The organism is Paenibacillus sp. J22R232 (assembly GCF_056269165.1).
The window spans coordinates 90,064-103,068 of the sequence record NZ_JBWDNK010000001.1; the positions used below are offsets into that span (position 1 = coordinate 90,064).

Annotated in this window: 10 protein-coding genes; all 10 read left to right on the top strand. The window is 49.6% G+C overall.

The window, feature by feature from the left end:
- Positions 1–243: 243 nt before the first annotated feature.
- The 10 genes from AC0YN3_RS00375 (at position 244) to AC0YN3_RS00420 (ending at position 12,808) form a co-directional block, all read left to right on the top strand.
- The gene (locus tag AC0YN3_RS00375) at positions 244–1,203 is read left to right on the top strand and encodes an ABC transporter permease (protein WP_475773201.1); all 960 of its coding nucleotides are present in this window, start codon (positions 244–246) and stop codon (positions 1,201–1,203) included.
- Positions 1,204–1,215: 12 nt separating this feature from the next.
- A complete protein-coding gene (locus AC0YN3_RS00380) occupies positions 1,216–2,109 on the top strand; it encodes a carbohydrate ABC transporter permease (protein ID WP_475773202.1) in 894 nt (297 codons plus the stop codon).
- A gap of 72 nt (positions 2,110–2,181) precedes the next feature.
- Positions 2,182–3,891 (top strand): ABC transporter substrate-binding protein, encoded by a 1,710-nt coding sequence (locus AC0YN3_RS00385; RefSeq protein WP_475773203.1) that lies wholly within the window; start codon positions 2,182–2,184, stop codon positions 3,889–3,891.
- A gap of 91 nt (positions 3,892–3,982) precedes the next feature.
- The gene (locus AC0YN3_RS00390; RefSeq protein WP_475773204.1) at positions 3,983–6,007 is read left to right on the top strand and encodes a beta-galactosidase; all 2,025 of its coding nucleotides are present in this window, start codon (positions 3,983–3,985) and stop codon (positions 6,005–6,007) included.
- Between the two features lie 384 nt (positions 6,008–6,391).
- Positions 6,392–6,844 carry a stage V sporulation protein AC gene (gene spoVAC, locus AC0YN3_RS00395; protein WP_475774246.1) on the top strand — a complete coding sequence of 151 codons (453 nt, stop codon included), beginning with the start codon at positions 6,392–6,394 and terminating at the stop codon, positions 6,842–6,844.
- 1 nt (position 6,845) lies between these two features.
- Positions 6,846–7,859, top strand: coding sequence for a stage V sporulation protein AD (gene spoVAD, locus AC0YN3_RS00400; RefSeq protein WP_475773205.1), 1,014 nt, complete (start codon positions 6,846–6,848; stop codon positions 7,857–7,859).
- Between the two features lie 6 nt (positions 7,860–7,865).
- On the top strand, positions 7,866–8,216 hold the full coding sequence (spoVAE, locus tag AC0YN3_RS00405) for a stage V sporulation protein AE (protein ID WP_441943435.1): 351 nt from the start codon (positions 7,866–7,868) through the stop codon (positions 8,214–8,216).
- A 140-nt stretch (positions 8,217–8,356) separates the two neighbouring features.
- Positions 8,357–9,313, top strand: a complete 957-nt coding sequence (locus AC0YN3_RS00410; protein ID WP_475773206.1) for an AAA family ATPase — start codon at positions 8,357–8,359, stop codon at positions 9,311–9,313.
- 4 nt (positions 9,314–9,317) lie between these two features.
- Positions 9,318–10,565: a DUF58 domain-containing protein gene (locus AC0YN3_RS00415; protein ID WP_475773207.1), complete on the top strand. Its 1,248-nt coding sequence runs from the start codon at positions 9,318–9,320 to the stop codon at positions 10,563–10,565.
- Positions 10,562–12,808, top strand: coding sequence for a DUF4129 domain-containing transglutaminase family protein (locus AC0YN3_RS00420; RefSeq protein WP_475773208.1), 2,247 nt, complete (start codon positions 10,562–10,564; stop codon positions 12,806–12,808). The genes AC0YN3_RS00415 and AC0YN3_RS00420 overlap by 4 nt, the downstream gene beginning before the upstream one ends.
- The last annotated feature ends 197 nt before the right edge of the window (positions 12,809–13,005 follow it).

Below are 13,005 nucleotides of genomic sequence, written 5' to 3' on the forward strand. Positions count from 1 at the left end.
ATCGATGCTCCGACGCCGGAGCAACAGATATAGGCGTTTTTGTTTGATCTAAAGTAACCATTGGTTATGAAAGCGCTTGGAAGTGCTTATTTTGATATGATTTTAGAACTAATTTACTGGGTGCAAGAGAGTGGGACTCATCGTTTATGATAAGTACAGATAAGAGAGGGTAAGCTACACAGACATAGAGGTTGCTTACGAAAGATGTTTTTGCCCGAAGCAAAAACAATAGGAGGAACAGCGATGAAACCGCTAACAGAAGGTAGTCAGCAAACAGGTTTAGCCAAAAAAAAGAATCGATTTTGGTCCAGGGCTTTTCAACAGCGTTACTTGTACATGATGTCATTGCCGTTCGTCATCTGGATTTTCATATTCAGCTATGTGCCGGTATGGGGATGGTTGACTGCCTTTCAAAACTACAAACCGAAGAACGGAATATTCGATCAAAAATGGGTGGGCTTAGACAATTTCATTGAGCTGTTTCAGGACGAGAGATTTTACATCGTCTTAAGAAATACATTGGCAATGAGCACGATGGGCTTAATCGTCAGCTTTACTATCCCTGTTATATTCGCACTATTATTAAATGAAATGAGAGGACAGTTCTTCAAGCGTTCCGTTCAAACGATTTCCTATTTGCCTCACTTTGTATCCTGGGTAGTCGTAGCGGGGCTAGTGTCGAAGATGCTGTCCACGGACGGCGGAGCAGTCAATCAATTGCTCATGTATTTGAATATTATTGATTCACCTATTCAATTCATGGCAAAGGGCGAGTGGTTCTGGGGCATCGTTACATTGTCCGATTTGTGGAAAGAGATGGGCTGGAATTCGATTATCTTCCTAGCGGCAATGTCAGGCATCGACCCAGAGCTTTATGAGGCTTCAACGGTTGACGGCGCAGGACGATTCCGCAAAATGTGGCATATTACGCTTCCCGGCATTCGGACAACCTTCATGGTTTTGTTTATACTCTCGATAGGGCATTTGGTCAGCATAGGCTTCGAAAAGCAATTTTTGCTAGGCAATCCTCTCGTATCCGATTACTCAGAGGTGCTCGATCTGTATGCGCTCAAGTACGGTATTCAAATGAGCCGATATTCGTATGGTACGGCAATCGGCATATTTAACTCCGTCGTCAGCATCCTGCTCGTGTTTATCGCGAACGGCATATACAAACGAGTCACCAAAGAATCAATCATTTAGGAGGAAACGCATATGCAAGGAACGATGAGAAGAAATACAGGCGATAAAGTATTCGATACCTTCATTTACATTTTTATGGCGATTGTTGCCATTGTGACGTTATATCCGTTTCTTAACGTGCTCGCTATATCATTCAATGATTCGGTAGATACGGTAAGGGGCGGCATTACGATATACCCTCGTGAATTTACGCTCAAAAACTACGAAACGATATTCGGTTTCGACGGACTGCTAGTCGGCTTTAAAAACTCGGTGCTGCGTACGGTAATCGGTACGGCAATCGGCGTATTATCCGCTTCGATGATGGCTTATACGCTCAGCCGTCCCGATTTCCAGGCAAGGAGATGGATGTCAGTGGCTTTCGCTCTTACGATGTATTTCACGGGCGGACTAATCCCAGGCTTCCTTCTTATGAAAAACTTAGGTTTGATCGGCACGTTTTCCGTGTACATCATTCCTGCGCTTCTCAGTGTGTGGAACGTGTTCGTTGTCCGATCCTACATTGACGGACTTCCGTACGCCCTTCAGGAATCCGCCAAAATCGACGGCGCAAACGACTGGACGATATTTTGGAAAGTTATTCTTCCGCTCTGCCAGCCGGTGCTTGCCACCATCGCTTTGTTTATTGCAGTCGGCCATTGGAACTCATGGTTTGACACTTATCTGTTCAACAACCGGAGTCCCGAGAATACGACGCTTCAATATGAACTGATGAAGGTACTGTTGTCGACGCAAACGGGCAACAACTACCGCGATCCGAACGCACAGCAGGCTATATCTGCCGTTTCGCCGGAATCGATTAAGATGGCGATTACGATTGTGGTTACTATTCCGATTCTCATGGTGTATCCGTTCCTTCAAAAGTATTTCGTGAAGGGTATGACATTAGGAGCAGTAAAAAGCTAATTTTGGTAATAGCAGGTTTCCTGTTATATACATGTACATCACGCTCAAGAAAAAAAGGGAGGCTTTCCAGCAATGAAAAGAAAGACGCAAATGGCGCTAAGCTTGATGTTGGCACTTGTATTCGTATTCGTCACCGCATGTGGCAATTCGAATAATGAAGGCGGCTCGAACACGGGTTCAACAAATGGAGCAACCAATGCTACAAACGAGGTCGAAGCGGCTGAACCGATTACAATCCGCGTAGCTTCCGGCGATATCAATGCCAACTGGGATGATATGCAATCCGAAACAGGTAAATTCATTCAGGAAAAAACAGGCATCACGATGAAACAGGAATTTCCTGTAGGCGGTACGGATGCAGAGATGTTCGCACTTATGGTAGCCAGCGATGAGTATCCAGATTTAGTTATGCCGAAAGGCAGTGCAGGCAAATTAGTTGATGCAGGCGCATTGATCGACCTTCGTCCCCTAATTGAAGAGTTTGGTCCAAACATCAAAAAAGTGTATGGCGAATATTTCAACCGACTTCGCTGGAGCGAGGATGACGATGCGATTTATACGCTTCCTTCCGGCGGTGTAGGCCAAACGTATTTCGAAGCAGGCGGCGGCTTCCAACTGCAGCACCAAGTGCTCGAAGCAGCTGGGTACCCAGAGATCAAAACGGTTCAAGATTACGAAGCAGCCATTAAAGCTTACATTGAGAAAAACCCGAAAACGGCAGACGGCCAACCGACAATCGGTATGTCCCTGAATGGCGGCGAATGGCAGATCCTGATTTCCGTAACGAACCCTGCTTTCTATGCAACGGGCGCTCCGGATGATGGCGAGTTCTATATTGACCAAGAAACGCATGAAGCGATTATGCACTACCAGCGTCCGGAAGAAAGAGAATACTTCCGTTGGTTGAACCACATGAATGATATCGGTTTGCTTGACAAAGAAAGCTTCGTTCAAAAATACGATCAATACAAAGCAAAAGTCGCTTCTGGCCGCGTTCTTGGTCTCATTGACCAAGATTGGGATTATGGCGATGCGCAAAACGCATTGAAAGCTGCTGGCAACTTTAAAGCTACCTATGCTCGTTTCCCTGTAACATTGAATGACACGTTCCAAGATCACTCTTTCCAAGGCACGGGTTATATTGCCGGCTACGGCATTGGGATTACGAAGGATGCTAAAGATCCGGAACGTTTAATCAAGTTTCTTGATTATCTTGCTTCCGATGAAGGTCAAGTGCTCGTTAACTGGGGTATCGAAGGCAAGCATTACAATGTAGTGGACGGCAAGCGTGTCATTCCTGAGGAAATTCAAGCGCAGAAGTCGAATGACAACAACACGTTCAAGAAAACTACAGGTATCGGCAACTACTTGCTATCCGCCCGTTACGGCGATGGCGTGAAGGATCCTTCTGGTAACTACTATACAACAACGTTCCCAGAACAAATCCAAACCGCTTATTCCGAAGAAGACAAAAAGACGCTTGCGAAATACAATGCAACTACGTACAAAGATCTATGGCCTGCAGACGACGCGTTCCCAGAGCGTAAATACGGCGCAGCTTGGACGCTTCCTTTCGAAACAGGCTCGCAAGCGAACGTTATTTTCCAAAAAACGCAAGATATTATGAAAAAACGCATTCCGGAAGCTATTCTTGCTAAACCAGCGGACTTCGACAAAATCTACGATGCATTTTTGAAAGATCTTGACGATGCCGGCGTAGACAAACTAAATGCTGAGTTTACGAAAATGGTGAAGGACCGCGTAGCGCTTTGGTCCAAATAAGTTTAAAATAGCAAGGAAGGGGAGGGCTCATTTCATGGGCTCTCTTCCCGCGTTCTTATTACGTAAAAGTTGAGAGGAGAAGGACAACAACATGATACATAATAAACTTCCAAAAATATGGTATGGCGGGGATTACAATCCCGAGCAGTGGGACGACGAAACGATGACTGAGGATCTTCGGATGTTCAAGCTGGCGGATATCGACGTGGCAACGGTTAACGTTTTCTCGTGGGCAAAGATTCAACCGAATGAAGAAACCTATGATTTCACTGAGCTTGATCGTATTATTGACCGCTTGCATGGAGACGGAATTGCAGTATGTCTGGCTACGAGTACAGGCGCTCATCCTGCGTGGATGGCGAAGCGCTACCCAGACGTAACTCGGGTTGATTACGAAGGGCGCAAGCGCAAATTCGGCGGTCGCCACAACTCATGCCCAAGCAGTCCCGCATACCGCAAGTACTCTCAGCTTATTGCAGGCAAGCTGGCTGAGCGCTACAAGGATCATCCTGCTCTTGTCGCTTGGCATATTTCCAATGAATATGGCGGCTATTGCTATTGCGAAAATTGTGCAGAAGCGTTCCAAGCATGGCTGCAAAAGCGTTACGGCACGATTGAGCAGCTTAATAAAGCTTGGTATACGAGCTTCTGGGGGCATACGTTCTACGATTGGGACGAGATTGTTCCTCCGAATGCGCTGAGCGAGGAATGGGGCGGCAACCGTACGAATTTTCAAAGCATTTCGCTTGATTACCGCAGGTTTCAATCGGATGCGCTGCTCGACTGCTATTTGATTGAATATGAAGAAATTCGCAAATATTCGCCGGACATTCAAATTACGACCAATCTGATGGGAACGTACCCCGAGCTTGATTATTTCAAATGGGCGAAGCATATGGACGTTATCTCATGGGATAATTATCCTTCAATTGATACACCGGTTAGCTATACGGCGATGACGCATGCTTTAATGCGCGGGCTTAAGAGCGGCCAGCCGTTTATGCTGATGGAGCAGACCCCAAGCCAGCAGAACTGGCAAGCTTACAATGCGTTGAAGCGGCCAGGCGTTATGCGTTTGTGGAGCTACCAAGCCGTTGCGCACGGTGCGGACACGGTTATGTTCTTCCAGCTGCGCAGATCGATCGGGGCATGCGAGAAATACCACGGTGCCGTTATCGAGCATGTGGGTCACGAGCATACTCGCGTGTTCCGGGAATGTGCGGAGCTGGGCCGCGAGCTGACGCAGCTCCAAGACAAGCTGCTCGATTCGCGTATTGACGCCAAAGCGGCAATCGTATTCGATTGGGAGAACCGGTGGGCGGTTGAGCTCTCGAGCGGCCCGAGCATTGCGCTTAAGTATGTGGACGAGGTTCATAAATATTATGATGCTTTGTTCGAGCTGAACGTTCAAACCGATATGATCAGCGTGGAAGAGCAGCTGGACCAATATGACCTGGTCATAGCTCCCGTTATGTATATGATCAAGCCTGGTTTTGCCGAGAAGGTTGAAGCTTTCGTGGCGCGCGGAGGTACCTTTATCACGACTTTCTTTAGCGGTATCGTGAATGAGAATGATCTCGTTACGACGGGCGGCTATCCTGGCAAGCTTCGTAAGGTACTTGGTATTTGGGCAGAAGAAATCGATGCGTTGCTGCCAGGCCAACAAAACCGGATCGTAATGAAAAAGGTGGATGGCGCGCTTAGCGGCACGTATACCTGCAGCCTGTTATGCGACTTGATTCATTCCGAAGGCGCCGAGGTCGTCGCGGAATACGGATCTGATTTCTATAAAGGCATGCCTGCCGTAACCGTCAATAAATTCGGCGAAGGCGAGGCATGGTATATCGCCTCCAGCCCGGATCAGCATTTCCTTCAATCATTAATCGCTAATATTTGCAAGGATAAAGGCATCGAGCCGCTGCTTGTCACGTCTAGCGGCGTTGAGGTTACCCGTAGAAGCAAAGACGGCAAAGGGTATACGTTTGTTTTGAACCATAATGCAGACGAAGCAGAGGTTCAACTAGGCGCCCAGCCGCGTCCTGAGCTGCTATCCGGCGAAGTGGTCAGCGGAGCTTATCGCCTTGCTGCCAAAGGCGTTATGATTATTGAGGATTAATTTCCTGAAGCCGTAAGGCGAAGACAGGCTCCGGTCCTGGGTGTTTGGCATATGCTATAGTTAAATGCCCGGTTGAGGGGAGCAGCATTCGTGTCAAAAAAACGGCATCGTCGCTATTTGAGCATTCTTATGCTTGTTCTATACGTTCTTCTCGTTCTTCTTTTGTTCGCGATTTGGATTTGAAAAAGGATTGTCCCGGCGATTGCAAGCGCCATGGACAATCCTTTTTTTTGCTGGAATATTGCTTCCTGCTATTACAAATAATGAATGAGAAGAAAGCAACGCGTTTACGGTACTCTGCGCTATCGCGCCAAGGGAAGCCGTACCGAAAAGGAGGATGGCGCAGTGGCTACAAAAAGCAAGAGCCGCAATCATTACAAAAAAATGGCGATGTCACCTAAGGAGTATCAATCATTTGCGAAAACGATGGAGCCTCCGAGATCTATTCTCGGAAATTGCTTGAAGGCCTTCGTGTTCGGAGGCGCCATATGCGTGATTGGACAAGCCATACAAGAGATGTTTGTTCATTTAATGGGGATGAGCCAGGAAGCGGCCAGCAATCCCACCGTTGCTACGCTGATTCTGCTATCCGTCATACTCACCAGCCTTGGCGTTTACGACAAAATTGCGCAGTGGGCGGGAGCCGGCTCAGCTGTTCCCGTCACGGGTTTTGCCAACTCCATGTGCTCAGCAGCCTTGGAGCACCGAAGCGAAGGCCTCGTGCTCGGGGTTGGCGGCAATATGTTCAAGCTTGCCGGATCGGTTATTGTATACGGAACGGTAGCTGCATTTTTCGTCGGTATCGCGCATCTCATACTTGGTACTGGGGGTCAGTAATATGCTGCGTGGGAAACAATCCTGGTGGTTCGAGAAACGGCCCGTTATTATCGGCGAGGCAACGGTTGTAGGTCCTGATGAGGGCGACGGGCCGCTTGCAGCCGATTTCGACCTCGTACATCCCGAGCTCGATATGCAGCAGAAAAGCTGGGAGAAAGCTGAGCGGCTTTTGCTCGAGCAAGCTTCTGAATTTGCCATTCAAAATGCGGGAATAGAACGCGATCAGCTTCAATTCTATATCGGCGGAGATTTAATGAACCAAATTATTAGCAACAGCTTCGCGGCACGCTCGCTCGGCGTTCCGTATATCGGCGTATTCGGCGCCTGTTCGACCTCGATGGAAACGTTGGCGCTTGCTTCCCTGTTCGTTAATTCGGGATCGGCTACCCATGTGCTTGCAGGAACCTGCAGCCACAATTGCACCGCGGAGAAGCAATTCCGTTATCCGACGGAATATGGTTCACAGAAGCCGCCGACGGCTCAATATACGGTAACCGGAGCCGGCGCGGCTGTCGTTGCGGCACAAGGCGACGGACCGGTCGTTGAATGCGCGACAATCGGGAAAGTGATTGATTTGGGAATAACCGATCCGTTTAATATGGGCGCGGCTATGGCCCCAGCGGCAGTCGATACGATCCAAGCCCACTTTAATGATACAGGACGTACGCCCAGTGATTACGATCTTATCGTTACGGGCGACTTGGCAGGCGTTGGCCATCCGATCGCGAATAAGCTGCTGCTGCAAAACGGCGTTCCGATGAATGATACGGTGTTCAGCGATTGCGGCTTAATGGTCTACGACGTGCAGAACCAGAAGGTGCAGGCCGGAGGCAGCGGCTGCGGCTGCTCCGCGGTTGTCACCTATGGGCATCTGCTGAAACGGATTAAAAAGGGAGAATTAAAACGGATATTGGTCGTTGCGACCGGCGCTTTGCTGTCTCCGCTATCGTTCCAGCAGGGCGAGAGCATTCCGTGCATTGCGCATGCGGTTGCGATCAGCGCAAAAGGAGGTTAAGGCGATATGATTTTTTTCTGGGCTTTTGTGGTAGGCGGGGCCATTTGCGTCCTCGGCCAGCTAATGTTCGACGTACTGAAGCTTACGCCGGCGCATACGATGTCGACGTTAGTCGTCATTGGGGCAATAGTAGACGGGTTTGACCTGTACGAGCCGCTGGTGAAATTCGCGGGCGCGGGAGCGACCGTCCCGATTACGAGCTTTGGCAACGCGCTCGTTCACGGCGCATTGACGGAGCTGCATTCCCAAGGATGGATTGGCGTCATATCCGGCATATTCAAAGTGACAAGCGCAGGCATTTCGGCAGCGATCATTTTTTCGTTTTTGGCGGCTTTGGTGGTTAGGCCTAAGGGCTAAAGAATAGCGTGAAACAATTGGAGGATCCTGTGGGATCTTCCAATTTTTTTTGTAGCGAAAAAGTTTGTGCAGTGGAAAGGTAGTACTGTAAAATAGTAGTATTGAACATGAACACAAGCGTTATTTCGGGAGGTAATGGAATGGATATTCGTCCTGCAGACATGCAATTATGTGCTACGATTCTACGAAACTTAGAAACTTGTATCTTAGGCAAAGAGGAAGAAATCAAAAGGCTGCTCATCGCGGTAATTGCAGGCGGACATGTTTTGCTCGAAGATGTGCCCGGCACGGGTAAGACCCAGCTCGTCAAGGCGCTAGCCAAATCAATCGGCGGACAGTTCCGCCGCATCCAATGCAATCCCGATCTATTGCCAACTGATATTACGGGTGTTTCGATCTATCATCCGAAGCAGGAATCTTTTATTTTCCGGCCTGGCCCGGTCATGTCGAACATTCTATTGGCGGATGAGATTAACCGCGCGACCACGAAGACGCAATCGGCGCTTCTCGAAGCAATGGAAGAGGGACATGTTACGGTGGACGGTGACACGTACGAGCTTCCTCGCCCGTTCGTGCTGCTGGCAACCCAGAACCCTATCGAATTCGAAGGAACGTATACGCTTCCGGAAGCTCAGCTGGACCGCTTCATGATGAAGCTGTCGCTTGGGTATCCAAGTGAATCCGATGAGCAGCGCATGGTGTTATCTAATGAAGGAATACATCCGTCAGATCGTATTCAACCGATGATTGACATAGCAGATATGATTCATATTCAAGATCAAGTGCTCAAGGTGCATATCGATGATGCGGTCGGCAAATATTTGGTTAGCGTTATTAGAGGCACGAGGGAGCACGCGAACGTGATGCTGGGAGCCAGCCCGCGTGCCGCACTTGCGCTTGCGCGAGCAGCCAAAGCGAGCGCTTATATCCAGCAGCGCCAATTCGTAACGCCAGACGACGTGAAGGAGCTAGCGCCATATGTCCTGTCTCATAGGCTCTTGCTTCGGACGGAAGCCCGAATGAACGGTCTGAAAGCGGAGGATATCATCGATCAGGTGATTCAATCCACCAAGGTGCCGGTTCGGCTAGAGCGTTAAACGGATGGCAGCGGCTAAATCGAAGAAGCTGCGCTGGCAGCTTGTTGCCGTTATTTATGTGACCAGTCTGTTTTATTTTTTATTTCAAGGCGGGAAAACCGCTTTTATGCTTTATATGATTTTGAACCTATTGCTTGTCTATTTGGTGCTTGGCCGCTGGAGCGGCATTAACCGGGTTTCAGGCAGCAGATCCTATTCGGTTCCCAGCGCGAATGCGCTTGAACAGAGCTTATCCGCGGGTAGCTCCCTGGATGTCACTCTCTCGATGAAAATACCAGGCTACTATCCGCTTCCATATGTGATCGTGAGAGATCAAATGCAGCGCCATAATGGACAGAAGCTGGCTTTCGAGTCTTCTTTCGTACCGAATTGGAAACGAAGCGGCCAAGTTGTCTACCAAACGCCGCCGCTGCAGCGCGGCGAATATCGTTTTACGCATACGCAATGCTTGTCTTATGACGTATTTGGTTTATTCGAGCACGCCGGGCAATTCGGAACGGAAACGGTCTTTAACGTTCTGCCCCAGACCGTGCCGTTAAGGCAGTGGAACGGGATTCAGCGTGGTATCCGCGGTCCTTATTCCCATGCCATTGCATCCCGGTCAGCGAAAGAAACGACACAAATCAATGGCGTTCGGGAATATTTGTATGGGGATCGATTATCCCGCGTGCATTGGAACGCGACTGCGAAGACGGGGGAGTGGAAATCCAAGGCCTTTGAGCGGGAGTCGCTGCCGCGTACAATCGTAATCCTTGACCGGTATGCCGGCGGCTACGCATTGGAGCTGGCGACTCGTTTCGAACTCGCGGTCTCGGCTGCGGCTTCGCTGCTTGAGAATGGCTTGAAGGACGATACAGCCATGGGCTTGCTGTCCATTGGCGATAAGCTGACGATGATCAGTCCCAAATCGGGCATTGAACAGCGGAATATCATGATGAAGCATCTCACCTTTGTGGATGCGAATGCGGTTAGGCCGCTTTATTCCTCACTGCAGCAGGCGGATACGATTCTTGAGCCTGGCAGCTTTGCCGTCGTGATAACACCAGATACCGGCGCTGATGTGATAAGGAGTATGGAGTGGCTGTCGCGAAAAGGCATCACGCCTTGTTTGCTTCATATTTCATCCGCTGTCGATAAGCTTAGCGGCAACACGTCGTGGAAGAATGTGATGCGCGAGCGTGGTTGGCCCGTATTCGAAATCCGCCAGCTTCAAGAGCTCCCCGCTGTACTAGAAGGGAGTGGCATCGCATGAAATCATACATGAAAGCAATCGGTACCTATTTAGCATCGAATTGGTTCAATAAGCTTAGATTTATTTTTATCGCTATCATACTATCCAATACCATTACGCTTTTCGAAGGCTATTGGTGGGAAGAAACGTTCACGATCGCGTACCTAACCCTCTTCGCTGCCGCGGCGATCGACGTTCTGCTGCCTCCAAGCGTAAAGTATGCGAAGCTTTTGCTTCAAGCAGCTGCGGCGATCTTCATAACAACTAGGCTGGTCAAGATGGATTGGCTCATCGCCAAACCGGAGAGCTGGCAGGATTGGGTATGGTGGCTGCAGGCACATGCCGTACAGCTGAATCCGTTTATTTGGATTAGCGCCGCATTGCTTCTGCTTTACGTATTGTTCGGGATATGGACAACGACACGGTTTAGGATGATCGGTTTCGTTGGCGCCAACATTTTGCTGCTGACGATCGGAGATTCGTTTACGCCTATTTGGCTGTGGGATGAAGTGGGCATGGTTGTATTCATTGGCTTGCTATGGCTGGTCGCGAGCCACATGGCTAGGCTCGAGCGCGAGCATCCTGCCAGCTGGAAGGAGCTTGCGGAATACCCGCTGCAGCTATTGCTGCCCATCGCGATCGTGCTTACGGTACTGATGACAGTGGGGCTCAACATGCCGTCACTGTCTCCGCTCCTTCAAGATCCATATACGATCTGGAAGGAAGCGAAAGGCGAGCAGGTGCAAGTATTTCTAGGCGATAAAGGCACGGAATCGATCACCCCAAGCAAAACCGGCAACGCGAGTTCAGGCTATAGCCGCAATGATGATCAGCTGGGAGGCGGCTTCGAGTTTGACTACTCGCCTATGATGACGGTAACGACCTCCCATCGCAGCTATTGGCGGGGGGAATCAAAGGCCCTTTATACCGGAAGCGGCTGGAAGGATGTCGAAACCGGAGAGACGCTAACCCCGATCACAAAAGGCGCGGCGTTTGCTGCGCTGGACCCTGCTCCAGTTGCGGGAGTTACGAAGATCGACCAAATCGTGACGATGGTTCGCAAGGACGTGTATCCGATCTTGTTCGGCGCTGCCCCGTTGACCACCTTGAATTGGGTGGACAATGATGAAGCTTCCCTGCCTTCAGGGCTGCGCTGGGAAGCGAATTCCGGCGAGCTTCGATTATTGAATTGGTCCATGAAGAACCGCAAATATCCGCAAACCTATTCCGTTACGTCTTCCGTGCCCGTATTGGACGAAGAGCTGCTGCGGAAAGCGGAAGCAGGCTGGGCGAATGAAGCGGATGCGTCCCGCAATGCTTATTATTTGCAGCTTCCTGATACGCTGCCGGAGCGGGTCAAGCAGCTTGCGAAGGACATAACGGCGGAGGCTGCGAATGACTATGACCGCGCAAAATTGCTGGAATCGTATTTAAGGCTGAATTACAATTACAATAACCTGCCGGATCAATCCAAGCTGACCGGTGCTTCCCTTGATTTTGTAGACCAGTTTTTGTTTGAATTGAAAGAAGGCTACTGCGATTATTTCTCCACCGCAATGGCTGTAATGGCACGGAGCTTGGATTTGCCGACCAGATGGGTGAAGGGGTTCGCGCCAGGCGTGCTTCCGATTAGCGAATACGGACCTCCGGGCGAATTCATGGGTGAGGAAGTCAACCCGAGCGGTGCAGGCACCTATACGGTTCGCAACTCCGATGCCCATTCATGGGTTGAAATTTATTTCGAAGGATTCGGCTGGATTCCATTCGAGGCTACTTCCGGGTTTAGCTTTCCGTACACGATGGCTGTCGAAGAGGACGCTGTTTTGCCGGATACGGAAACAGAGGAAACGGATGCTGCAGCGGTTGCCGAATCGGAGACATCGTCCAGTTCGAAGATATGGCTGTGGAGCGCCGTTTCTCTTATCGCTATTGCAGCGGCCACGTGGCTCTATGTGTGTCGCCAAAAGCTTGTATTAGCATGGAGAAAGCTTCGTCACGGCTCATATACTTCTAATGATCGGATTGTTATTGAGACGCATAGATTGCTTCGGATTTGCAAGAAGCGGGGCATGGAGCGCGAGGAGCATGAGACGCTAAGAGAAGCGGTCATCCGGTGGTCGCAAAGCAGGAAACGGCTTCGTGAGGATTTCAAGGCCGTTCTGGACGGGTTTGAGCAGGCGAAGTACAGTCCGGCCATGGCATCCACGGAGGATGCTGATCGATTCGTCATCAAAGTACGCTCACTAATCGATCAATTGAAATAATAGGGTTAGCCAGCAGCGGCGGATTGGAAGCTTCCTTCCACTTGCTGGGAATATTCAGGATAATCAACCGAGAGTGATCATTTTAATTGCACAAATACCGTTTGCCTGAGAAATTGGCAGCGGTATTTTTTTGCAACAAATTTGGTTTGTATGGTATAGTTTCGTAAGATAGCAGGCAGAAAGCAGAGGGATATCCA

What these genes read in the sequence shown, in the direction of transcription:
- AC0YN3_RS00415 (WP_475773207.1), top strand. Translation starts at nt 9,318, where the DNA reads ATGGCAGCGGCTAAATCGAAGAAGCTGCGCTGGCAGCTTGTTGCCGTT.
- AC0YN3_RS00420 (WP_475773208.1), top strand. Translation starts at nt 10,562, where the DNA reads ATGAAATCATACATGAAAGCAATCGGTACCTATTTAGCATCGAATTGG.
- AC0YN3_RS00390 (WP_475773204.1), top strand. Translation starts at nt 3,983, where the DNA reads ATGATACATAATAAACTTCCAAAAATATGGTATGGCGGGGATTACAAT.
- spoVAE (WP_441943435.1), top strand. Translation starts at nt 7,866, where the DNA reads ATGATTTTTTTCTGGGCTTTTGTGGTAGGCGGGGCCATTTGCGTCCTC.
- AC0YN3_RS00410 (WP_475773206.1), top strand. Translation starts at nt 8,357, where the DNA reads ATGGATATTCGTCCTGCAGACATGCAATTATGTGCTACGATTCTACGA.
- AC0YN3_RS00380 (WP_475773202.1), top strand. Translation starts at nt 1,216, where the DNA reads ATGCAAGGAACGATGAGAAGAAATACAGGCGATAAAGTATTCGATACC.
- AC0YN3_RS00385 (WP_475773203.1), top strand. Translation starts at nt 2,182, where the DNA reads ATGAAAAGAAAGACGCAAATGGCGCTAAGCTTGATGTTGGCACTTGTA.
- AC0YN3_RS00375 (WP_475773201.1), top strand. Translation starts at nt 244, where the DNA reads ATGAAACCGCTAACAGAAGGTAGTCAGCAAACAGGTTTAGCCAAAAAA.
- spoVAC (WP_475774246.1), top strand. Translation starts at nt 6,392, where the DNA reads ATGGCGATGTCACCTAAGGAGTATCAATCATTTGCGAAAACGATGGAG.
- spoVAD (WP_475773205.1), top strand. Translation starts at nt 6,846, where the DNA reads ATGCTGCGTGGGAAACAATCCTGGTGGTTCGAGAAACGGCCCGTTATT.